Raw genomic sequence first — 21,479 nt, forward strand, 5'->3', positions numbered from 1 at the left:
TTGTACATGGACTATGTACAAATAAGTCTACACCCACCTGCGGGAAGCCCCTTTGTGCTCCGTCGGAGGGCGTCCTGTGCGCGTCGGACCGTGGCGTCCTGTGCGCGTCAGACCGCGGCGGGGGAGAGGCGGCCGCTCTTGGCCAGGTTGACCTCTTCTAGCAGGGCGGCCGCGGCGGCGCTGGTCGGGTCGCCGGTGACGGTGACGGTCTCCCAGGCCGGGACGTTCCCGGCCAGCCCGACGAAGTGCACGCGGTCGGTCTTGACCGCGAAGGACTGCGGCACGAGCGCCACGCCGAGCCCGAAGGTCACCACGTCGAGCAGCGAATGCACGTCGGTCACCTCGAGCGAGACGCGGCGGTCCACGCCCGCTGCGGCGAGCACGCTGTCGGCCAGGTCGCGGGTGCCCCAGTCAGGAGGAAAGTCCACGAACCTCTCCGAACGCAACTCCACCGGCTCGACCTGCGCCCGCGCGGCGAACGGGTGCTCGGGCGGGCAGGCGAGCACCAGCGGCTCACCGGCGAGCGGTTCCAATACGACGTCGTCCGGGCATCGGGCCGGGCGGGAGACGAACGCCAGATCCAGCCGCCCGGCCCGCACCTGCTCGATCAGCTCGCCGGACCCGCCGTGGCGCATGCTGATCTCCAGGCCGGGATGCGCGGCCAGGAACCGGGCGAGCACGGCCGGCAGGTGCACCACGTGCAGGCACTGCAGCGAACCGATGGCCAGGCTGCCGCGCAGCAGCCCCCGCACCGCCGCGACGGCGTCCTTGGCGGCGTCGGTGGCAGACAGCGCCCGCCGCGCCTCGACCAGCAGCGCCCGGCCGGCGGGGGTCAGCTCGACCTGCCGGGTGCTGCGCAGGAACAGCGGGGCGCCCAGTTCGCGCTCCAGAGAGCGGATCGAGGCGGACAGTCCGGACTGCGCGACGTGCAACCGCTTGGCCGCCCGCGTGAAATGGCAGTCCTCCGCGACGGCGACGAAGTACTCGAGCTGGCGGAGTTCCATGATCCATCACCAATGCTGCTCAATTAGATCAGTTTCTTCTGTTGGACAGCTTAATCGGGGGAATAGCAGACTGGCGATGTTCCAGTCATCTTCGAGGAGGAACTCTCATGCAGACTCGCCGCATCGGCGACGTCCAGGTCGGCGCGATCGGTCTCGGCGGGATGCCCATGTCGATCGAAGGACGCCCTGACGAGCAGCGTTCCATCGCGGCGATCCACGCCGCGCTCGACGCCGGCGTCACCCTGATCGACACCGCGGACGCCTACCACCGGGACGCGAACGAGGTGGGCCACAACGAGACCCTGATCGCGCGCGCCCTCGCGGGCTACGGAGGCGACACCTCCGACGTGCTGGTCGCCACGAAGGGCGGTCACCTGCGTCCCGGCGACGGATCCTGGACGCTCAACGGCTCGCCGGAGTACCTGAAGAACGCGTGCGACGCCTCGCTCGAGCGGCTCGGCGTCGAGGCCATCGGGCTCTACCAGTTCCACCGGCCCGACCCGAAGGTTCCCTACGCGGAGTCGGTCGGGGCGATCCGCGACCTGCTGGACGCGGGCAAGATCCGCTTCGCGGGCATCTCGAACGCGAACCCGGACCAGATCCGCCAGGCCGACCAGATCCTCGGCGGGCGGCTGGTGAGCGTGCAGAACCAGTTCTCGCCGGCGTTCCGGTCCAGCGAGCCGGAGCTCGAACTGTGCGCCGAGATGGACATCGCCTTCCTGCCGTGGAGCCCGCTGGGCGGCATCTCCCACGCCGGTGATCTCGGCTCGCGGTTCGCCGTGTTCGCCGAGGTGGCGCGGGAGTACGGCGTGAGCCCGCAGCAGGTGTCCCTGGCCTGGATGCTCGCCAAGGCGCCGGTGGTGATCCCGATCCCGGGCTCCTCGCGCCCGGAGACCATCCGCGACTCGGTCGGCGCGGTGGACCTGAAACTGTCCCCCGAGGAGCTGTCCCGCCTCGACGCGGCCTGACGGCGCGGGTCCCGGTCGTCAGTTGGTGCGGGTGTTGGGAAGGTGCGCGCCGAGGTAGCCGACGTACACCTTCCCGGTGGCGCCACCTGAGTCGTCGTGGAAGTACATGCGCGGCGCCGGATACCCGACCGCGCGTAGCCTGACATGGGCCTCCATGAGGATCTCGCCACGGGCGTCCACCTCGACCGGCACCGGGAAGGTGCGCGGGTCGCGGAACTTGTCCCGGCTGGTGACGCTCTTGGACTCCCGCATCACGAGCATCCCGGCCGGGACCGTGTACCGGCCGGGATCACCGACGGCGCACCAGTCGTAGAACCCGCGGGAGAACGCGCCGCTGGACCGCGCGCGGGCGAAGTCGTTCAGGGCGTGGAGCGCGTCCCACGCCTTGCCGGCCCAGGTGCGGCGCATGCCCGGATAGGTGAGGTCCAGGCGTACCGCCGAGGGGTCGGTGTCTCCGATCACCACATGGGTGAGCCGCGACCGGGCCTCGACCAGGGTCTCGGCGAGGCTGCCCGGCCGGAACACCACCTCGGGGGCGGGGACCCCGTACATGGGATGCCCAAGCCCGGCCAGCTCGCGCTCCAGCCACCGGACCCGCTCGGTCAGCGTGCGGACCGTGTCCACGGCCTCGGCGTACTCCTCCTGCAGCAGCGCGTAGGCGACTCGCGGGTCCTCCGGGTCCTCCGGATCTTCCGGCAGGTCACGCGGGGTGATCACCAGGTTGAGGACACCGTCCAGGCGCAGGCCGAGCGTGCGCACCTCGCGGAGCAGCCGCTGCGTGGCGTCGAGGTCGGCCGCGAGTTCGAGCGCGCTGTCCAGCTCGTCACGTACCTTCTTGACCACGAGATCCGCCACCTCGTGAGCGAGCTCCGGGCGGGGTTCCACCGGCGCGACCTGATCTGGCACCGGTACGGGCGCGGCCTTCGCGGCCACGGCGGCGGGATCCGCGACGGGGTCGCCGACCGGCTCGGCGATCGGCCCGGCAGGGGGAGCGGGCGCGACGGCCGGCGCGCGCCGCACGGTCAGGGCCATCATCTTGCGCCGGAGCTCCTCGCGGGCCGCATCGGGCGGCGCGGGGCGCGGATCCATCGCGCTCGCCAGCTCGCTCACGGAGGACCGTCCCGCCAGGACCCGCAGGACGACGGGAAGGGAGCGCCGTACCTCGTCGGGAAGGTCCACCCCAGCGGCCCGGCCGAGCATGCCGTCGGCGATCGTGGCCAGAGCGGCCTCGCCCTCGTCGCGCAGCTTCGCCGGGCGCATCGGCGGGTGGCGGTAGGTATTGCGCTCCGTCGCGGGGTCGAACGGGGCGGCGTAGGTGCGGATCGCCCCGCTGTACACCCCGAGCTCCTTGCCGACCGCCTGGTTGAACAGCTCCTCGGTGTGCCTGTCGGCCAGGCGGACCACCAGAGCGGCTCCGGCCACCGCCGCCGCGAGCCACTCCGCGCGTGCGGCGCTGCCGGCGTCGGGGGTGACCACCGCGATCGGCGCGCGGCGCCGGGGTTCGGTCAAGATGCGCATGAAATGGGTCATTTCCGGCTCGTCGAAGACGACCGCGGCATCCTCCAGATGGATCGCGCCGTCGGTGATCCGCTCGGTGCGCAGGTAGGCCGGAAGGAACCCTGGTGCCTTGGCGCCGGTGGGAGTGCCGCCCTCCTGCTCGACCGTGACCAGCACCCATCCCGGCGTCCGATCGGTCCCGTCAAGGAAGATCGCCTTGGTGCACAGCCGGCCGCCGTCAAGCGGTTCCGCAAGGACGTACCGCCCGCAGCCGTCACGGCGCTCCATGCTCAGCCGGGCCCCGGCGAGCTCGTGTTCGATCTTCTGCCGTGCGGCGTCGGCGGCCGGGAAGCCCTTGTCCTCTCCCCACTGGGAGAAGGCGCGATGCAGCCGGACCCAGATGGGCCGGGCTCTGTCGCGCAGAACCGCCTGGTACAGCCGTGTCGTGGACCTCACTGTCCGCCCTTCGTCCTGCCATGGTGAGAGTTACGGCCAGGACCCCGTGACAGTTGGACGCGAACCGCACCCGCTCGGATGTCAGAGACGGCTCGTTCGTTCACGCAAGGTAGCAACGCGCTCCGTGATCACGACGGTCACGCAGGTGGAGGGGTCAGCGTGCCGCTGGCCAGGCCCAGGGCGACCGACGCTGCCGCCGTCAGGCCGGATCCGTTCACCTCGCGCAGCTCCGCCTCGAACGCGAAGAGGTTGCGGAACATCTCGCCGTACCGGTGCTGGTCCTTCAGGGGGAGCCGCGGCACCTGGGCGCGTCGCGGTTCGAAGCGCGTCAGGCCCGACTGGGTGCCGCCGGCGGCCACCGACAAGGTGCGGACGAACCCCGCGAGGAAGTACGGATCCAGGCGGTCCGGGTCGGGCCTGATGAGGGTGAGGCGCGGGCCGAGAAGCAGGCCGGTCTCCTCGACCACCCGGGCGGCGATCTCCCGGTCACGCGTCGCGATCACCACGTCGCCCGGCTCGACCAGGATCCTGTTCTCGGGCCGCGTGCGTGCCTGCACAGGCCCGCCCGCGAACAGCCGGCCGGCGTCGAGCACGGGCTCCCCGGAGCCGTCGACGTCGTACCGGCCGGACTGGTGGATCGTGAGAGCTCCGGTGCGCTCCAGCTCGGAGAGAGGGACCATCGGCATCTCCCGGGCCTTGCCGGGGACCGCGGCGGGCACCAGCGCGGCCAGGCGTTGAAGGCGGCCCAGGAACTCGTCGCGGAAGGAGAGGTAGTCGCCCGCCGCCCTGTCGGCCACGCCCACATGCCGGGCCGGGGTCACATCGATGTCCTCGTCGATCAGCTCGATGATCGGAACGGTACGGCTCTCGCCGGGCCGGTCGATCTCGCGGTCCGGATCGGCCTGGAACTCCCGCCACCGCTCGACGATCGTGTCGAACGTGGCCGGCTCGGCCTCGGACATCAGCACGCGTGACGGAGTGCGGCCGTCACCAGCCGGCCTGCGCAGCACCCAGATGTGCACGGGAAGGCCGGTGCCAGGCGCGATCTTCGGCGGCAGGCCGATCACGGCCTGGATCGCGCCCCGGCGGAGCAGGTTGCTGCGGATCCGCCGGCCGGACCGCCGGTTGGCGGCGATGGCGGGCATGAGCATCACCGCGACACCGCCGGGGTTCAGGTGGGCGAGCGCGTGCTGCACCCAGGCGAGCTCGGACTCCGACTTGGGAGGCAGGCCGTACTCCCAGCGCGGGTCGCTCGCCAGCTCGTCGTATCCCCAGTTGCGCTCGTTGAAGGGCGGGTGGCACACCACGGCGTCCACGGTCACCCCCGGCCAGGCGTCCTGGCGCAGGGAATCGCCCGTCCGCACCTCGCCCTCGACCCCGGCCAGGGCGATGCGCGCCTGCGCGAGCCGGGCGAGCGCGTCCTCGTACTCCTGCCCGTACACCCGCTCCGTCCCGCCCATCGCGGCCAGGAGCATGCCCAGCCCGCAGGCGGGATCGAGGACCGTCCGGACATCCTGGCCGGCCAGCTTCACCATGAAGTCCGCCACCTCGGCGGGCGTCTCGGCCAGCCGCCGGGAGTGCACATCGGCGTAGCGGTCCAGCAGGAACCTGGTCGCCTCGGCGGTGCCCTCCTCCTCGGCGTACTCCTTGATGAGCTTCCACGCGGGCCGCGGGACCAGCCGCGGCTTGCCATGACCGCGCAGCAGCTCGGTCGCCTCGGCCGTCACCTCGCCGAGCCGGATCTCCTCGGTGGCCGCCCTGATCTGCTGCCAGACCCTCTCTCGCAGAGGCAGGTGCTCGACCTTGCCCTGGCCGAGCAGCCACGCCTCGACGTCCTTCAGCGAGAAGGTGGGGCTGGTCGCCGTCCCGCCGACCGGCTCGGGAAAGTCCTCATGCCGCCGCCGCCAGTTGCTCACTGCGGCACGGCCGACATCTGCCATGCGTGCGATGTCAGCCGAGGTGACGGTCGCCTCGTCTTCGCCCATCGAGGCCCTCCCCGTGTTCCGTAGCGACGTGCCTTCACGTCGACTCGACCAGCGCGTGGATGCCACGTACTGTAGAGGATCTATTGGCTTGCCACGTCTGCTCGACGTGTGTAGAGGGTTCACGCTTCAGGTATGTACGGTAGTCCCCAGCCGCCTGCCGTGTCTCTCGCGGCCGGCCGACGGCGTGCAGGGACCTGGCGAGCCAATGAAGGCTCTGGGCGAGATCAGGTTCGTGCTTTCCGTATCGGCTGCCGTCAATGAGCGGAACAGCGCGACAGCCTCGTGGTAGGCGATCACAGCCTCACTGTAGCGGCCGGTGATCACGAGGTTGCGCGCTGGACCGCTAGCGCCTCCTCGTCCCGGCCGGCTGCCTTGAGACCATCCGCGAGAGACTTCAGCAGGTCGGCGAGGAGGGGAACGTACCTCTCCGGCGTCTCGGCGGCGAGGTCGCGGTATGTGCCGACGGCCTCGGCGAGCGCCGGCAGACCGTCGGCGCCGGCCGCGGTGAGCCGCCTCCAGAGCCGTACCAGCATGTCGGCCAGGATCGGCACATAGGTGTCCGGATCCGTTGCCGCGAGAATGCGATAGTGGGCGATCGCCTCCTGCTGGCACTCCACGGCGCGGTCGTGTCGTTCGGTCCTCTGCAGGGCCACCGCCAAATCGTCGATGACATCGGCGAGGAGCGGCCGGTAGGTCTCGATATCGGTGCGTGCGAGCCGACGGCAGATGGCGACCGCCTCCTCGGCTGACAGCACCGCGTCCGCGCCGTGCCCGACGTCTCCGAGGTGCACGCTCAAATGCTTCAAGGACAGCGCGAGTGACTCTAGCCACTCGTCAGGGTCGTGCTCCGCCTGCTCGCGCAGTGCCTTGGTCAGGTCGGTCTGCACGATGACGGCGAGCTCGTTGAGGTACGGCACGCCGTAGGGGATGGACCCCGACAGGGCCGACAGAAGATCGAGGGACAGGTACCACGAGTTCACCAGCGAGGTGAGGGGCGTGACCAACGCCTCTGGCTGTTCCGAATTGAGGGCGGCGGTCACCGCCACGGGCGCGAGCCGCGGGTGCTCACCCAGAATCTCCGAGATGTGGTCGCATGCTTTGGTCCAGTGCGCCGACGACGCGGCGAGATCGGTGAAAGCCTGGAAGGCGGCGATCTCGTCATCGTCTTCCAGGTGCGACGGCAACTCGACCATCAGGTCGTCTCGCGGAGCGGGAATGTCCCGGACCGCCGCGGACAGCCGCTCCCAGAGGTCCGCGCTCATCCGTTGATCTTCTCCCTGCCGGACCTGTGGGGCCGGAGGGCTGACTCGTCCATGTCGGTGGGATCGCCGTCCTCAAGCCCGTCCCAGCCTTCGGTCGTCGAGAGGGCCGTCGCGCTCCACGAAGCGGGGGCCGTCGTGTCCTCTTCGCTCTCCTGCACCTGGCCGGGGGCGATACCTCGGCGATCGAGCTCGTCCCAAAGGGACTCCAGCGCGGCCTCCTGGTTGAAATAGAACTCGCTCTCGCGTACGCGCCAGAACCGCCAGCCCGCCCGCTTCAGCTCACGTTCCCGGTCGAGGTCGTTCTCCAGTTGTTCGGCGGTGCCGTGCCAGAAGTCACCGTCGCACTCGACCGCGAGCCGGCCCTTGGCGCCGCTCACTACCAGGTCGATCCGGCGGCCGTTGACCTCGACCTGGGGGACCACGTGGAAGCCGCGCTCCCGGATCCGCAGGAAGACCCGCTGCTCGAAGAGCGAGTCGAAGTCCCGGTGAGGTTCGTCCGCGGTCACGTCCGTGAGCAGGCCCGACATGAGCGGCGCCGGTGGGTTCGTCATGTACGTGAGCAGCGACCGGCGGAGACAGACGGGCGAGAGCAGGTCGGGGCCGACCGAGTGGAACAGCCACATCTGGTCCTTGGCCCGGGAGGCCGCCACGTTGAACCTGCGCTGCCAGTCCGTGCTCGTCACCGCGGCGCGCTTTTCGGCGATCACCATCGAGAGGAACACCACGTCGCGCTCGTCGCCCTGGAAGTCGGGGGGCGTGCCCACGCGGAGCCGCCGGGCGGTCCATTCCTTGGTGTCCATGCGGTCGAGCAGCAGGTTGTGGATCAGCTGCACCTGGCCCGTTCCCTGCAGCACGACGACGCCGAAGGTCTTGCCGTCGTAGGCCGGATCCTCCGCGCATTGGACGATCTTGGCCACGATCGCCTCTGCCTCAGCGGGGTTGCGCAGACGGGTGTTCGTCCCTTCGCTCCACGCTTCCGCGACTCGCTCGACCTTGAGCGGGGGCAGCCGGTCGGCGCCGAACTGGCGGAGCGGTACGAGAGGCTCGTCGTCGTAGAACTGCCGCGACGAGAAGTCGATGATCTCGGGCATGCACCGGAAGTGCTCCTTAAGCCGCAGGACCGAACCGAATCTGGTCGCCAGCAGATCGAAGAGGCTCGACTTGGGGGTGAACGCGCCACGCAGGTAGGCGGGCATGTCGGGCAGATATGTCGACAGTTTGGCGAAGATGGGCTCCAGCTCACCGTGGCTGACGACGGAGGGGGCGCACTGCTTGTCGTCGCCGACCACGATGACCCGAGGCGCGAGCCAGAGGAGGAACAGCGCGTCGATGCTCGCCTGGCTGGCCTCGTCCACGATGATCACGTCGAAGGAGTCACGGGTAGGAGGGATCGTCTCCAGCACCTGCTGCAACGGCATGATCCAGGCGGGCACCGCGCCGCGTGCGTCCGCCATCGCCTCGCGGGCGAAGGAGAGGTACTTTCCGGCGTACCGGCCGGTTCCCTTGCCCAGCTTGCTCATGTGGTCCTGGTACGCCTTCAAGGCCGTCGTCTGGCGCGAGTCCATCCTGCCCAACGCCGCGTCCCAGGCTTGCTCCGCGGCCAGTTCGGCGGTGAGCCGCATCTCCTGAGCGGTCGCGACCTCCAGTTCGGACTCCAGCCGCCGTTCGAGCCCAGGCTTGCGCTGCTCGGCGAAGAATGTCTGTGCCTTGGCCCAAGCCCAGGCGCGGTCCCAGGCGGAGAACTCCGGCCGCCATGCCCGCTGCTTGGTAAGGAGGTCGAGGAGCGCAGGATGAGCCTCGCGGATCCGGCCGGTCAGCTCGTCACAGCGCCGCTGCTCGGCCAGCTCGCTCTGGGCGCTGGCGAGGGCGCTCAGGCACAGCTGGTAGGTGACCCCGTCCCGGGCGGCCACGGCGTTCACGGCCTCGACGACTTCGGGAGCGGGAGTGCCGACACCCGCCTCGCGTACGAGGACGGAGTGCAGGTCGTCCAGCTCGGACGTCGCCTGCTCGGCCTCGATGCGCAGCCGTACGGCGCCCAGCGCGGCGGCGTAGGACAGCCACTCCTCCGGCGTGCGGAAGCTCAGGTGCAGGCCCGCTCGACTGAGCTGTCCGGCGCTCTCGCTCACCGCGACCATGATCTGGCGTGCCCGGTCCAACTTGTCGTGGGCGTCACCGAGCTGCGCCACCGTACGCTGGAGCGGCAGATCACGGGGGAAGTCGACGCCGACCAGCGCCCAGCCGCGCAGGAGTTCGCCGGTGGCGGCGCGGCCTTCCAGGTCGGCGACGACCAGCGACAGCAACTCGGCGTTGGACGGGGTGATCCCGTCGACCAGCGTGCCGGCGAGCCAGGGTTCGGCCTGCTTCTGCACGGCGGGCCTGAACAGCCCGCGCTTGAGCTGGTTGCCCGCGGCGAGGTGGTCGCGCAGTGCGCGGGCGGACTGCAGAATGGCGCCTATCCCTCCCGCCGTCTCCGCGACCGGGTATTCGATTGTGCGAAAACCGATCAGGTCCACGGCGCGCCGCGCCTCGGCGAGACGGGCGGTATGCGCGGCGAGCTGGTTCCATACCGCCATCTCGCGGCCGGCGAACGCGTCGGTCAGCGCGTGGACGATCCAGTCGCCTCGGTCCCATTCCGTGACGTTCTCCGGCAGGCCGAGCTGTCGCAGCAGGCGCATGACATCGGCCGCGACGATTTCGAGATGGGTGAGCAGTGGGAGGTCGAGGTGCTCGATCCGTTCTGAGATCTCGGTCTGGGCCTGCCGAGCCAGCCCCTGGGCGGCGGCTTCGGCCGCGATCAGCCCCTTCAGCTTCTCCGGGCCGGGCAGCGAGGCCACCTCGGGGATGCGTTGCGTGGGTCTCGCCCTGCGCTGCGGCGTTTCCGAGGCCAGCAACTCGATCAGTTCGGCGGCATCGCCGACGGAGACGGGAGGCACCGTCGCCGCTCCTGCCGGAAGGGGCACGGGCATCCAGGAGCACTCCGGCCCCTCCTGCCCGAGACGCTGGACGATCTTCGCGAGCGTTCCGGAGTAGCCACTCGCGATCTCCGGGTGGACATAGGTCTCGGATTCGCGGAGCGAGCGGATCCGCTCCGTGAGCAAGGCCTTCGTACGGCGGGCGGCGTCCAGCTGGTGTCGTCTTTCCACGATCACCTTGCCCTGCCGGCCCGAGTCGTAGGAGGAGAAACGGGTGGAGAGTGCCTTGATGCCGCCTTCGAGCTCCGCCGACCCGCCGCGGCCGAGATCCGTCATGGAGACGCACAGCTTGGCGATCTCCTCGGGAAGCTTGTCGCGGAGCACCCGCAGCGCCTGGGCCTTCTGGCTGGTCACCAGCACCCGCTGGCCCTGGGCGAGCAGTGCCGACAGCAGGTTCGCGATGCTGTGGGTCTTGCCCGTGCCGGGCGGCCCCTGGACGACGACTCCGTTGTCCGTGCGCAGCCGGGTCATGATGGTGCGCTGCTCCGGATTCGCGGGCAGCGGGAACAGCGGATCATCTCCGATGGAGCCGCTCGTGGCGACTCCCCGCTCCCGCAGGAAGGCCATGCGCTCGGCCGGCTCCAGCGCACCGACGAGCTGTGCGAAGCCGAGAGGCGCCTGCGGGTCCGGCCCGGTCAACGTGGCGATCATCGCGTCGTAGTAGGAGATCAGCGAGCCCCGGTCACGCTTGCGCAGGACCAGCGCGGGAGCCGGCCGTACCTCCGCACGTCTCGTGGCGGCATCGGACGGAGCCCAGTCGGGCACGTACTCGGTCTCCGCCTCCAGCCCCCGGTCGCACCACGACGTCAGCAGGTCGGTCACCGAACCCTGCAGTGCGACGCCTTCGCCTTCACGGACGCGCTGCCGGAGGCGGTCGGTACGGTGCGGCGTGACCCCGGAGAGATCGGCCAGCAACTCGCGATCCCTGAGCGAGGCGGCCGTCTCACCGAGCACCACGTCGATGCGCTCGGTGTCCTGGTCCACCCGAAGGTGGGCGCGGGTGGACAGCAGATGGTCGCGGACTCGCGTGCCGTCGGGAGAGATCCAGGACAGCAGGCCGGTGGCCACCACCAGTTCCCACTCGTCGTCGAGCTGGGCAAGCTGCATGGAGATCGAGTACAGGTCGCGATGCCAGGTCTGCTGCCGTACTCGCCGGCGTTCCTCCTCAGCCCACGCCTGCCACCGCGGCAGCCACCCGCCGTACGCCTCGACGACGTCCGGCCGGTCCCGCTGCGTCTCCCGCCGCAGCCGCGGCTCCCCGTCCTCGCCGGCTTCCTCGACGTCGCGTGGACCGTTCCCTGCCAGCTCCGGCGCGTCCAGATCAGGGTCGCTGACCTGGTTCTCGAGCAGCCACCTGTCGAGCACCTCGGGCGGTGCGGGAGGCGGCGTGCTCCGGACGTGATCAACCGAGAGGAACACCTCGCCGAGCCCGGCCGCGCGGTGCGGATCGACCGTGCTCGGCAGGTCGGCCAGCCAGAGGACCTGGCCGTGACTCCTCAGATCCCGAATCGGCGGGTGCCGGGCGGTCGCGAGCTCGCGAAGGAACTCCACCAGCCGGGTCGTCGCATCGACGAGAAGAGGGTCACGGGCGCGAGACGCCGGCGTGGTCATGCGGGGTTCTCCTTCAGGTCGATTCTGCGCGTGCCGTTCGGTGAGACCAGCGCTTGTCCGCCGCCTTTCTCGCCCATTCTTGGCTCTCAAGAATTTGCAGCGTGAAAGATGTTAGCCCTCGGCTGTCCGTGCTTACTTGGAACGGTGTAACAGTTCAATTGCGTCGATCTGCCAGGTCGAGAGGGGAGTGAGGGCGGTGTCCGTCCGCCGCTCCTTCTCTCGCGCGACGAGCCCGGACGGCTCCTGGCAACTCTCAGCGGCGGACCAGGGTCCAGGGGCCGTCGGCCTTGACGGTCACCAGGCGGGTGCCGGTGGGGAGCAGCACCTTGCCCTTGTAGGCGCCGATCTCGTTGACCAGCAGGTCGGGGTAGGAGCCGAGGCGCGTGTAGCCGTACACGATGAAGTTGGCGTCGCCGCCGTAAGTGGCGCGCATGGTGCGCAGTCCCCTTGTGGGGCTCAGCTTGAGCACCTGGTCACCGGTGCCGCGCAGGGTCGCCGAGCACCAGCAGCGGGCGCCGGAGACGGGCTTGAAGGTCGCCGTCCAGGCCCCGTCCGCCTTGATCGCCAGGCCGATGACGCCCTTGCTCGCGTAGGCGTTGTACAGCACGGTGCCGTCGTAGGGACCGATCTCGTTGACCAGCAGGGCGTCCTTCCGGCCGTTCGGCTTGATCGTGTAGACGATGAAGTTGGCCGCACCGTCATGGGTGAAACGGATGACACCGGGCTTCTTGGTGGCGCGGATGCGCAGCACCTGGTCACCCTCACCCCGGTACTTGGTGTCGGCGTAGGCGGACGTCGCGCCGACGCCACCGGTGGTGAACGCGACGGCGGCCAGGGTCAGCAGGGCGAGTAAACGGCGGAACATGGTCGTTCTCCTTGCGTGAAGGGGGGTGTGCTGCTTTGCGTGCTCAGCCCTGATCGGACGGATCGCTGGATGGATCGTCGGAGGAGTCGCCGGGTCTGGAGGAGGGGCGTTCGCCGGACGGGTCACCGGGTCCCGGGGAGGGGTGCTCGCCGGACGGGTGACTGGGGTCGGGGGAGGGGCGGCCGCGCTTGCGGGTGCCGCGGTGCCAGCTCGCGAGGGCTTCCTTGGAGACCCGCTTGCGGTGCATGTAGGCGTCGCGGGCGAACCCCTGCAGCTCCCGCACCTCGGCGGCCAGTTCCTCGGCGTTCGGCGCCCAGGCCAGCCCCCTCTCCAGCTCCTCGCGGGCGGAGGCGAGAAGCCGCTCGGCCGCGGCGACGTCGTCGCGGCGTATGGCCTCCGCGGCCTGCCGCTTGGCGTCCTGGGCGTCCTGGAAAAGGCGCTCTGCCCGCACCACCAGGTCCGGCGTACGGCCCGCCGCCTCGTCCCCGGGCAGGACGTTGACGGTGACCGGGACGGTGACGGTGTACGTGGTCAGCGTCCCGGCGTCCACGTAGGTGAAGGCGAGCCGCGCGACGGTGGCCGGGCCGAGCGCCGACATGCCCGGGAGTACCAGCCGGAGCAGCGTCTTGCGCGTCTCGCCCGCGTAGAAGTCGCCCAGCTCGGTCATGATCGACCCGTCGGGCAGCCGATGCCCGGGCGGCCCGCCGTAGACGATCACCTGAGTGCCGGGCGCGAGGGCGGTGACGGTCAGCGAGGCCGCCTGGGCCGTCTTGGCCAGGATGCCGTCGACCTCCTCGGCGATCAGCCGTCCCGCCGTGTCCGGGTCCTCGGCGTGCAGGGCGCTGCCCGCCCCGGAGTCGGCGATGGCGGCCATCAGGGTCTCGTCGTAGTCGAGGCCGTACCCGAGGGTGGTCGTGGAGACGCCCTGCCGGTGGGCCGCCATGGCGACCTCGCCGAGCCGCGCGGGGGAGGTGACGCCCATGTTGGCGTGGCCGTCGGAGATCAGCAGCAGCGTCGCGCCGCGGCCGGCCGCGCTCCGGTGGGCCTCCTGGATGCCGCGCAGCAATCCGCTCGACAGGTCCGTGGACCCGCCGGGCACGAGAGCCGCCACCCTGCGCTTGGCGGCCGCCTTGTCGGCGAGCGGGCCGGCGGGCACCTCCACCCGCGCGGTGTCGTCGAAGCTGACCAAGCCGAAGTCGTCGGACGGGTCCAGCCGGTCGATCAGGGAGATCAGGGCGCGCTGGGCTCCTTCGAGGCGGCCGCCGCTCATGGATCCGCTGCGGTCAAGGACGACCTGGAGGGTGGCGGGCGGCCGGTTCCCGGCGCGTGCCGGCGGCGGGGCGGTGATCTGCACCAGGATCGTGACCTCGTCGTCCTGGTCCAGGGGGACCACGTCGAGATCCAGGTGTGCGGTGACGTGCATGGCACTCGTCCTGTCGGTGGGGAGAGGGTCCTGTCGGTGGGGAGAGGAAGGCGGGGGAGGCGGGCGCGCGGTCTGTGCTGCGAAGGTGGGCGCGCGGCCTGTGGTCGGAGCCGCGCGGGAGGTCAGGACAGGGTCACCGCGACGCCGTCGGAGAAGATCGAGTCGTGCAGTTCGACGGCTCTGAGCTTGAAGTTCTTCGGCACGTCGAAGAGCAGGATGCCGCGTACGGAGTTGCCCGGATTGATGTTCTTCAGGAAGGCGTTGGAGTTCTCCAGCCCCATGACGGCGGCCCCGGTGGCCGCGTCGTACTGGCGGTCTTTGGTGTCGAGCAGCTTCTGCGCCGAGTCGGTGAAGAGCTGAGCCTCGTCACCGATGTTCTTCACCGTGATGTGGACGAGCACGTACTGGCCCTGTGCCTTGGAGACGGTGAAACCCTCGCCGACCTGGGGCAGGCCCTTCTCGACCTTCGTCACCTTGAAGGCGAACTTGCCGTCCTTGACGACGTCGCCGACGCCGGGCTGCTCGGGCTCGGGCTTCGCCTGCTTCTTCGGCGACGTGGAGGACGCGGCGGACTCCGCCGCGCTGCCGGTGTCCTCGGACGTCCCGTCGCTCGAAGCGCCTCCGCGGAGCAGCGAGCCGAGGATGATGAGCCCGGCCATCACCGCGGCCCCGATGAGGAACGCGCGCAGGCACCCGCCGCCCTTCTTCTGCACGATCACGGTCTGCGGGTACGGCTGCGCGTAGCCGTGCTGCTGCGGCGGTCCCTCGTTTCGCTGGTTTCCATGCATGACGAAGCTCCTGACGAAGGGGAAGGGATCACGCGGTCGGCGCGGCCGGCAGGCTCTGTTCGCGCGAGAGCCGGCAACGCCGTGATGCAGCTAGTAGAGCACATGTGAATCGAATGCACAATAAAAGCGTTCGTGGCTTACGGGAAGTCGCCGGAGCGTGTGTGCCGATGTTCCTGTGTTCGAGCTCGGCACGTCTTGCGTTTTCGCCGTGACCTTCCAGGGGATGGGACACAGGCGTGCCGGTGCAGGCCGTGATCCTGTGCTGTGCTTCATCCGCCGGCCGGATGCCCGGATGCCGAGTACCCGGAATGCCGGATGCCGGTGCCGTGCCGTGCCGCGTCGCGTCGCGTCGCGTCGCGTACGGGAGCGAGAGGTGAAACGTCATGAGAGAACCGATCGTCGTCGGCGTCGACGGGTCGCCGTCCTCGCTCGAGGCCGTCGCGTGGGCCGGGGCGGAGGCCGCGCTGCATGGCGCGCCGCTGCGGATCATCCACGCGGCCCTGCAGTGGACCCACCACGTCCCGCTGGTCCCGCAGCCGGAACACTGGGGGCCGAAGGAGGCGGAGGCCGCGCAGGAGTTGCTCCAGCGGGCCACCAACCGGGCCCGGGCCGGCCATCCGGACGTGCGGGTCAGTGCCGAGATCGTCAATGGCGCGCCATCGGAGGCGCTCGTCGCCGCCGCGGAAGGAGCATGGCTGGTCGTGATGGGGAACCGCGGGCGCGGCGGGTTCACCGAGTTGCTGCTCGGTTCCGTGAGCCGGTACGTCGCCTCCCGGGCACCATGTCCGGTGGCCGTCGTGCGGGAGCGGCACGACCGCGAGCGCGGAGAGATCGTCGTGGGTGTGACCGGGCGGCCCGACCAGCAGCCCGTTCTGGAGTTCGCGTTCCGGGAGGCCGAGTCGCGCGGCGCCGCCCTTCGGGTCCTCCATGCCTGGACCCATCCCTCCAGCGCCCCGGGGGACATACTGCCCGTCGTGTACGACATCGACGCCGTCGGCCGGGAGGAGGAGCTCCTGCTCGCCGAGGTCATCGCCGGTTGGCGGGAGAAGAACCCCGACGTCACGCTGACTCAGCAGGTCGTCCGCGAACACCCGGCGAAGGCCCTGATCGAGGCGTCGGCGGCTCATGACCTCACGATCATCGGAGCCCATGCCGGCACCCGCGCCTCGTTCGGCCTGGGATCCACCGCGCACGCCGTGGCCCATCACGCGCGCGGCCCCGTCGTGGTCGTCCGGCACTGAGCGTGTGACGACCAGGCGGCCCGTAGCCGAGCAAGCCCCCGTGCCGTCCGCGCGGAAATGTCGGTGGCGGACGGCACGATGGTGCCATGGCTTCATGGCAGGAGATCGAGAAGGAGATCCTCGAGCTGGCCGCCCGAGTGGTCGCGATCATGGGGAAGAGCAAGCACAAGACGATGGCCACACTCCGCAGAGACGGCTCGCCGCGCATCAGCGGCACCGAGGTGGAGTTCAAGGAGGGTGAGGTCTGGCTGGGCTCGATGCTCGGGGCGCTCAAGGCGCTCGACCTGCGCCGGGACCCCCGGGTGGCGATCCACAGCGCGTCAGAGGATCCTGACGAGGCCGACCCGGGCGCGTGGAGCGGTGACGCCAAGCTCGCCGGAAAAGCCGTCGAGATCACCGACCGGCAGGTGCGAGAGAGCTACGGCGGCCCGCCCGGGCAGGACTTCCATCTGTTCCGCATCGATGTCACCGAGGTCGTCCTCACGCACGTCGAAGGGGACCAACTGGTGATCGAGATGTGGCACGAGGGCGCCGGTCTTCGGGTGGTCCGCCGCAAATGACGTCCCCGGACGGGCGCGATCGGTCGCCCGCGCCCCGTCCCCCCGGCGGGGAGGGGCCGGCGCCGTCCGGCCGGTCAGTGGCCGACCGGCGTGAACCCCAGGGTGATCTCACGAAGTCCCCCGGCGGGGAGGGGGCCGGCGCCGGCCGGTCAGCGGTCGAGCGTGGCCGACCGGCGTGAATGCCAGGGTGCTCTCACGCCATTCACCGCACGACCGGAGTGTCCGGGTGCGATGATCACCGGGTACCAACACGCGGATGTTGCGCATCCCGCAGGGCAGGAGAGTCCCCGGTGACAGACGACGCGACGACCCCCGACCGGCCCGCCATCGACACGGCCGTGCCGCATGCGGCCCGCATCTGGAACTACTGGCTGGGCGGCAAGGACAACTACCCGGTGGACCGCGAGGCCGGCGAGCAGACCATGACGGTGCTGCCGGAGATCGTCGACATCGCCCGCCACTCCCGGGCGTTCCTGGGGCGCGCCGTCCGCTACCTCGCCGAAGAGGCGGGGATCCGGCAGTTCCTGGACGTGGGCACCGGCCTGCCCACCTTCGACAACACCCACGAGGTCGCGCAGCGCGCGGCACCCGAGTGCCGCGTCGTGTACGCCGACAACGACCCGCTGGTCCTGGCGCACGCGCAGAAGCTGCTCACCAGCACCCCCGAGGGCAGGACCGACTACGTCCACGCCGACGCGCGCGACCCGGAGGCCATCGTGCGGGCGGCGGCCCGGACGCTGGACTTCACCCGGCCGGTCGCGATCATCATGCTGGGCATCCTGCCCTTCATCGGCGACGACGACGAGGCCAAGTCGATCGTCACCCGGCTGCTGGACGCCGTACCCGCGGGCAGCTACCTCGCCATCACCCACAGCACGAGTGTCGTCACCGGCGACCGGGTGATCGAGGCGGTGCGGCAGTGGAACGTGGTCGCCCCGTCCCGGTACCACCTGCGCGACCCCGAGCAGATAGCGGCCTTCTTCGACGGGCTGGAACTGGTGAAGCCCGGCGTGGTCTCGTGCCCGAAGTGGAAGCCCGAGTTCCTCGACCTCCATGGCCTGCGCGAGATGGACGAGTTCTGCGCCGTCGGCCGGAAGTAGGGTCCTAGCCGTCCGGCCGCGGCCTCAGATGTGCTCCATGATGATCACCGCGGTGGTGTCGGGCCGGAGGGCGTCGAAGACGTGCGGCGCGTCGGGTCTCCGCTCCGGCAGATCGGGTCTCCCCGCTCCGTCAGATCGGCGGCTGGGGGTCGTACTGCATGTTGCGGCGGACCTGTCTGGCGCGATCCGCCCCGGCGAGCCGCGCCACCAGGTGCAGGGCCATGTCGATCCCGGCGGAGACGCCGGACGAGGTGACCACGTCACCGTCGTCCACGAACCGGTCCGCACGACGTACGTCGATGCTCGGGTCCAGCTCGGCGAGCCGATCCAGGCTGCCCCAGTGGGTGGTCGCCGGGCGCCCCTCCAGCAATCCCGCGGCGGCGTACACCAGCGACCCGGTGCACACACTGGCCATCAACGGAACCTGGGAACGCTGATCGCGCACCCACGCGAGGTGACCGGCGTCCTTCAGCTGCGGCCGGGTTCCGGCGCCCCCAGGATGTACGAGCACGTCGAGCCGGCCGACGTCGTCGATCCCATGGTCGGCATGCAGGGTCAGCCCTTTCGCGGCCCGGACCGGGCCCGGCGCCTGCGCGAAGGCGACGAGCTCCGCCTCCTCGGGGCAGGCCTTCGCCCACATCCCGAAGACCTCCCACGGACCCACAGCGTCCAGCTCTTCCACCTGCTCGAACAGGAAGATCCCAATTCGCGTCATGCTCTGATCCTCTCAACCAGGGCAACCGGATAATCGCTCTCAGGAGCCTCACGAGCCTCAGTGGCGGGACCTCAGGAGCCTCGAGCCTCAGTGGGTGGGACCTTCAGGAGCCCGCCATGCGCAGCGCGAGAAGGACGTAGCGTTCCTGGAGTTCGGCCGTGGAGAGCGGCCTGCCCTCATGGAACCAGGCGCTGACGTGGACGCACATGTCCAGAATGGCCGTGGCCACCAGCGTCGCGGTGCTCCGGTCCGCACCGTCGAAAGCGTCACCGCCGAGGTCGAAGGCGCCGGTCGCCTGGCCGGCGAGGAGTACGGAGGTGAGCCGGTCGCGAAGGCGCCTGCGGATGTCGACGATCTCGGCTCGCCGCTCTGCGTTGAGGAGGGTGTACTCGACGTTCGCCACCCGGGAGGACTTGCGGTGCCGCGCGTGCTGGTCCACGTAGACCCGCACGATGGCGATCAGCTGGCCGGTCGGGTCGGGAGCCGCCGACTGCGCTCGCTCCACCTCCCTTTCCAGCCCGAGATGCATGTCCCTGACGACGGTGTAGAGGAGTTCCTCCTTCGAGACGAAGTGGTTGTAGAGAGAGCCCGCCGTGAGCCCACAGGCCTGAGTGATCTCCCGCACCGTCGTGGCCTTGGCGCCCTGGCGGTAGAAGAGGTCGACGGCGGCCGCCGCCAGTTGCCGGGCGGCCGGGGTCTCGGTCATGCGTCAAGTCTCGCTCATGACCAGCTCTTGACGCAGTATCCGCGGCGGCGTACGACTGAATGAACGCTTGTTTACCTGCGCGATAAGTCCCCCCGCGAACGGCATCCGGGCGAGGCTGGTCAGGAGCGTCCATGGTCACGATGTCCGAGCCCGGCCCCTCGGTCGCCGGTCGCTGGTGGAACCGGCAGCTCGACACCTATCCCGACACAGGGCCGCGCATGCGGTATCTCGTCGTCGCGGTGCTCGCCACGGTCGTCCTCTACTACGAGCTCTACGTGGGTGGCGGCGTCGCGCCACTGATCCTCGCCCACTTCAAGATGTCGTTCACCTACTACGTCAACATCCTCGTCGTCTCCAACCTGGTGGGCGCGTTCGGCTCGCTCGCGGCCGGGCTCGCCGACCGCTGGGGCCGGGCCAACCTGGTGACCTACGGCCTGCTGGTGACGGGCGTGCTGATGTTCCTCGTTCCCGTCGCACCCAGCGCCTTCGTCTTCGCGGTGCTCATCAGCGTCATCGGGGTCGTCGAGGGGGTGATCCTGGTCGCCACGCCCGCCCTCGTCCGGGACTTCTCGCCGCAGCTGGGCCGCGCCACCGCGATGGGCTTCTGGACGCTCGGGCCGGTGGCGGGCAGCCTGGTGGTCAGCGCCGTGGCCAACGCCACGCTCACCCGTTTGCAGACCTGGCAGAGCCAGTTCTACATCGTCGGTGTGGTCGGTCTGCTGATGTTCGTCATCGCCTTCTTCGGCCTGCGCGAGCTCTCCCCGGGACTGCGCGACCAGGTCATGATCAGCATGCGGGACCGCGCGATCATCGAGGCGCGGGCGAAGCTCCACAACGTGGACCTGTCCCATCCGTGGCGCCAGATGATGCGCTGGGACATCGTCGCGCCGGCACTCGGCATCTCGATCTTCCTGCTGATCTACTACACCGCGGTCGCCTTCTTCACGATCTACCTGACGACGATCTTCAGTTTCTCGACCTCGGAGGCCAACGGCCTCAACACCTGGTACTGGGCGATCGACGGGGTCGTGCTGGTGATCGCCGGAATCGTGTCGGACCGGCTGCGGGTCCGCAAGCCGTTCATGGTCCTGGGCACCGTCATCTCCGTCGCCATGACGATCGTCTTCCTGACCAGGGCCACCCATCCCGAGACCGGCTACGGTGCCCTGGTGGTGATCATCAGCATCCTGGCCGCGGGGCTGGCCATCGCCTACGCGCCGTGGATGGCGGCGTTCACCGAGACGATCGAACGCCGCAACCCCGCGCTGACGGCGACCGGCCTGGCGGTGTGGGGCTGGATCCTGCGCATGGTGGTCACCGCGTCCCTGTTCTTCGTCCCCTACGTCGTCAGCAGCATGAACGCGCTGGTCGAGGCTCCGGCGTACCTGGAGGCGGCCAAGGCCGCCGGCGCCAACCCGTCGGCCGCCCTGCTGGAGAAGCTCGCCGAGATCAAGAGCGCCGCCGCGGCGGCGCCCGGCCAGTGGCAGACCTGGTTCTGGATCTGCGTGGCCGCGCAGATCATATTCATCCCCCTCATGCTGCCGCTGGTCGGCAAATGGAGCCCGAAGGCGGCCAAGGCCGAGATCGAGGCGCACGACCGCGACGTCGAAAGACTCCTCAACTCCGAGACCCCCTAGCCGCCTGTCATCTTCAGGCTGCTCCAGGACGTCTGATCTTGGTACACCAAAGCCGTCGAGCAACTCGCCTCCCCGACAGCCGACGTGCGACTCGGTGCCATCTACGCCTTGCAGCGCATCGCCGCCGATTCTCCCAAGGACCGCCTCACCATACGGAACGTCCTCGCCGCCTTCGTCCGTAACCATGACTTCTACACAACACGACCACCGGCGTCACAGTGCACCGCGCCGCTGCGCGATCTTTATCTGACCCGGACGATCAAACGGCTGCCGTCCGACGTCCACGAGGCCCTGACCATCGCCTCGTCCTTGACCGTCCAGGGAGACGCGCTCGCAGACTTCTCAGAGACGCGTTTCCCCCGCGTTGAGCTGTCCAAGGCACGCCTGAGCCGCGCGGACCTGACTCGCGCGGACCTCACCTTCGCCGGCCTGTGGGCCGCGGACCTGACTTCGGCCAACGCGGCGGCTGCGTGCCTCACCAGAGCGAATCTGACCGATGCGAACCTGGGCAAAGCAGATTTGCGTTCCGCTGACCTGTACGACGCCCAACTGGGCGGCGCGAACCTGTCCGGAGCGGACCTGCGTGGCGCGGATCTGCGAAGTGTTTCGGGATGACGCCTGACGAGATCCGGAAGGTGGCCGTGACCGACTCGACGACCAAGTTCGGAGAGAAGCGGTCCACTCCGGAA

The 21,479-nt window shown here is 69.8% G+C and carries 16 protein-coding genes; 6 read left to right on the forward strand and 10 right to left on the reverse strand.

Going from position 1 to position 21,479, the window contains the following annotated elements:
• Positions 1-107 precede the first annotated feature (107 nt).
• The gene (locus MYF83_RS15890) at positions 108-1,004 is read right to left on the reverse strand and encodes a LysR family transcriptional regulator (protein ID WP_248961120.1); all 897 of its coding nucleotides are present in this window, start codon (positions 1,002-1,004) and stop codon (positions 108-110) included.
• Between the two features lie 107 nt (positions 1,005-1,111).
• Between MYF83_RS15890 and MYF83_RS15895 the strand changes: the two genes are divergently transcribed.
• Positions 1,112-1,972: an aldo/keto reductase gene (locus MYF83_RS15895; protein ID WP_248961121.1), complete on the forward strand. Its 861-nt coding sequence runs from the start codon at positions 1,112-1,114 to the stop codon at positions 1,970-1,972.
• 18 nt (positions 1,973-1,990) lie between these two features.
• Here MYF83_RS15895 and MYF83_RS15900 read toward each other — a convergent pair whose 3' ends face one another.
• The 7 genes from MYF83_RS15900 to MYF83_RS15930 form a co-directional block, all read right to left on the reverse strand.
• Positions 1,991-3,925 carry a hypothetical protein gene (locus MYF83_RS15900; protein WP_248961122.1) on the reverse strand — a complete coding sequence of 645 codons (1,935 nt, stop codon included), beginning with the start codon at positions 3,923-3,925 and terminating at the stop codon, positions 1,991-1,993.
• 137 nt (positions 3,926-4,062) lie between these two features.
• Positions 4,063-5,910, reverse strand: a complete 1,848-nt coding sequence (locus tag MYF83_RS15905; RefSeq protein WP_248961123.1) for an N-6 DNA methylase — start codon at positions 5,908-5,910, stop codon at positions 4,063-4,065.
• Between the two features lie 320 nt (positions 5,911-6,230).
• Positions 6,231-7,172, reverse strand: coding sequence for a tetratricopeptide repeat protein (locus MYF83_RS15910; RefSeq protein WP_248961124.1), 942 nt, complete (start codon positions 7,170-7,172; stop codon positions 6,231-6,233).
• On the reverse strand, positions 7,169-11,755 hold the full coding sequence (locus tag MYF83_RS15915) for a PDDEXK-like endonuclease domain-containing protein (RefSeq protein WP_248961125.1): 4,587 nt from the start codon (positions 11,753-11,755) through the stop codon (positions 7,169-7,171). The genes MYF83_RS15910 and MYF83_RS15915 overlap by 4 nt, the downstream gene beginning before the upstream one ends.
• A 253-nt stretch (positions 11,756-12,008) precedes the next feature.
• A complete protein-coding gene (locus MYF83_RS15920; protein WP_248961126.1) occupies positions 12,009-12,620 on the reverse strand; it encodes a hypothetical protein in 612 nt (203 codons plus the stop codon).
• Positions 12,621-12,663: 43 nt separating this feature from the next.
• Positions 12,664-14,043: a vWA domain-containing protein gene (locus MYF83_RS15925; RefSeq protein WP_248961127.1), complete on the reverse strand. Its 1,380-nt coding sequence runs from the start codon at positions 14,041-14,043 to the stop codon at positions 12,664-12,666.
• A 122-nt stretch (positions 14,044-14,165) separates the two neighbouring features.
• Positions 14,166-14,831 carry a DUF4352 domain-containing protein gene (locus MYF83_RS15930; protein ID WP_248961128.1) on the reverse strand — a complete coding sequence of 222 codons (666 nt, stop codon included), beginning with the start codon at positions 14,829-14,831 and terminating at the stop codon, positions 14,166-14,168.
• Positions 14,832-15,214: 383 nt separating this feature from the next.
• Between MYF83_RS15930 and MYF83_RS15935 the strand changes: the two genes are divergently transcribed.
• From MYF83_RS15935 to MYF83_RS15945, 3 genes are all read left to right on the forward strand, one after another.
• Positions 15,215-16,072, forward strand: coding sequence for a universal stress protein (locus tag MYF83_RS15935; protein ID WP_248961129.1), 858 nt, complete (start codon positions 15,215-15,217; stop codon positions 16,070-16,072).
• Between the two features lie 86 nt (positions 16,073-16,158).
• Positions 16,159-16,632, forward strand: a complete 474-nt coding sequence (locus MYF83_RS15940; protein WP_248961130.1) for a pyridoxamine 5'-phosphate oxidase family protein — start codon at positions 16,159-16,161, stop codon at positions 16,630-16,632.
• A gap of 290 nt (positions 16,633-16,922) precedes the next feature.
• Positions 16,923-17,732, forward strand: coding sequence for an SAM-dependent methyltransferase (locus tag MYF83_RS15945; RefSeq protein ID WP_248961131.1), 810 nt, complete (start codon positions 16,923-16,925; stop codon positions 17,730-17,732).
• 130 nt (positions 17,733-17,862) lie between these two features.
• Here MYF83_RS15945 and MYF83_RS15950 read toward each other — a convergent pair whose 3' ends face one another.
• Complete coding sequence (locus tag MYF83_RS15950; RefSeq protein WP_248961132.1) at positions 17,863-18,447, reverse strand: DJ-1/PfpI family protein; 585 nt, start codon at positions 18,445-18,447, stop codon at positions 17,863-17,865.
• A 103-nt stretch (positions 18,448-18,550) separates the two neighbouring features.
• Positions 18,551-19,153, reverse strand: a complete 603-nt coding sequence (locus MYF83_RS15955) for a TetR/AcrR family transcriptional regulator (protein ID WP_248961133.1) — start codon at positions 19,151-19,153, stop codon at positions 18,551-18,553.
• Positions 19,154-19,284: 131 nt separating this feature from the next.
• Here MYF83_RS15955 and MYF83_RS15960 point away from each other — a divergent pair, with 131 nt between their 5' ends.
• Both MYF83_RS15960 and MYF83_RS15965 read left to right on the forward strand, forming a co-directional pair.
• On the forward strand, positions 19,285-20,790 hold the full coding sequence (locus tag MYF83_RS15960; protein WP_248961134.1) for an MFS transporter: 1,506 nt from the start codon (positions 19,285-19,287) through the stop codon (positions 20,788-20,790).
• Between the two features lie 108 nt (positions 20,791-20,898).
• On the forward strand, positions 20,899-21,405 hold the full coding sequence (locus tag MYF83_RS15965) for a pentapeptide repeat-containing protein (RefSeq protein ID WP_248961135.1): 507 nt from the start codon (positions 20,899-20,901) through the stop codon (positions 21,403-21,405).
• Positions 21,406-21,479: the final 74 nt, after the last annotated feature.

Source organism: Sphaerisporangium perillae, from assembly GCF_023276435.1.
Lineage (GTDB): Bacteria > Actinomycetota > Actinomycetes > Streptosporangiales > Streptosporangiaceae > Sphaerisporangium > Sphaerisporangium perillae.

What these genes read in the sequence shown, in the direction of transcription:
- MYF83_RS15890 (WP_248961120.1), bottom strand. Translation starts at nt 1,004, where the DNA reads ATGGAACTCCGCCAGCTCGAGTACTTCGTCGCCGTCGCGGAGGACTGC.
- MYF83_RS15895 (WP_248961121.1), top strand. Translation starts at nt 1,112, where the DNA reads ATGCAGACTCGCCGCATCGGCGACGTCCAGGTCGGCGCGATCGGTCTC.
- MYF83_RS15905 (WP_248961123.1), bottom strand. Translation starts at nt 5,910, where the DNA reads ATGGGCGAAGACGAGGCGACCGTCACCTCGGCTGACATCGCACGCATG.
- MYF83_RS15910 (WP_248961124.1), bottom strand. Translation starts at nt 7,172, where the DNA reads ATGAGCGCGGACCTCTGGGAGCGGCTGTCCGCGGCGGTCCGGGACATT.
- MYF83_RS15915 (WP_248961125.1), bottom strand. Translation starts at nt 11,755, where the DNA reads ATGACCACGCCGGCGTCTCGCGCCCGTGACCCTCTTCTCGTCGATGCG.
- MYF83_RS15920 (WP_248961126.1), bottom strand. Translation starts at nt 12,620, where the DNA reads ATGTTCCGCCGTTTACTCGCCCTGCTGACCCTGGCCGCCGTCGCGTTC.
- MYF83_RS15925 (WP_248961127.1), bottom strand. Translation starts at nt 14,043, where the DNA reads ATGCACGTCACCGCACACCTGGATCTCGACGTGGTCCCCCTGGACCAG.
- MYF83_RS15930 (WP_248961128.1), bottom strand. Translation starts at nt 14,831, where the DNA reads ATGCATGGAAACCAGCGAAACGAGGGACCGCCGCAGCAGCACGGCTAC.
- MYF83_RS15935 (WP_248961129.1), top strand. Translation starts at nt 15,215, where the DNA reads ATGAGAGAACCGATCGTCGTCGGCGTCGACGGGTCGCCGTCCTCGCTC.
- MYF83_RS15940 (WP_248961130.1), top strand. Translation starts at nt 16,159, where the DNA reads ATGGCTTCATGGCAGGAGATCGAGAAGGAGATCCTCGAGCTGGCCGCC.
- MYF83_RS15950 (WP_248961132.1), bottom strand. Translation starts at nt 18,447, where the DNA reads ATGACGCGAATTGGGATCTTCCTGTTCGAGCAGGTGGAAGAGCTGGAC.
- MYF83_RS15955 (WP_248961133.1), bottom strand. Translation starts at nt 19,153, where the DNA reads ATGACCGAGACCCCGGCCGCCCGGCAACTGGCGGCGGCCGCCGTCGAC.
- MYF83_RS15960 (WP_248961134.1), top strand. Translation starts at nt 19,285, where the DNA reads ATGGTCACGATGTCCGAGCCCGGCCCCTCGGTCGCCGGTCGCTGGTGG.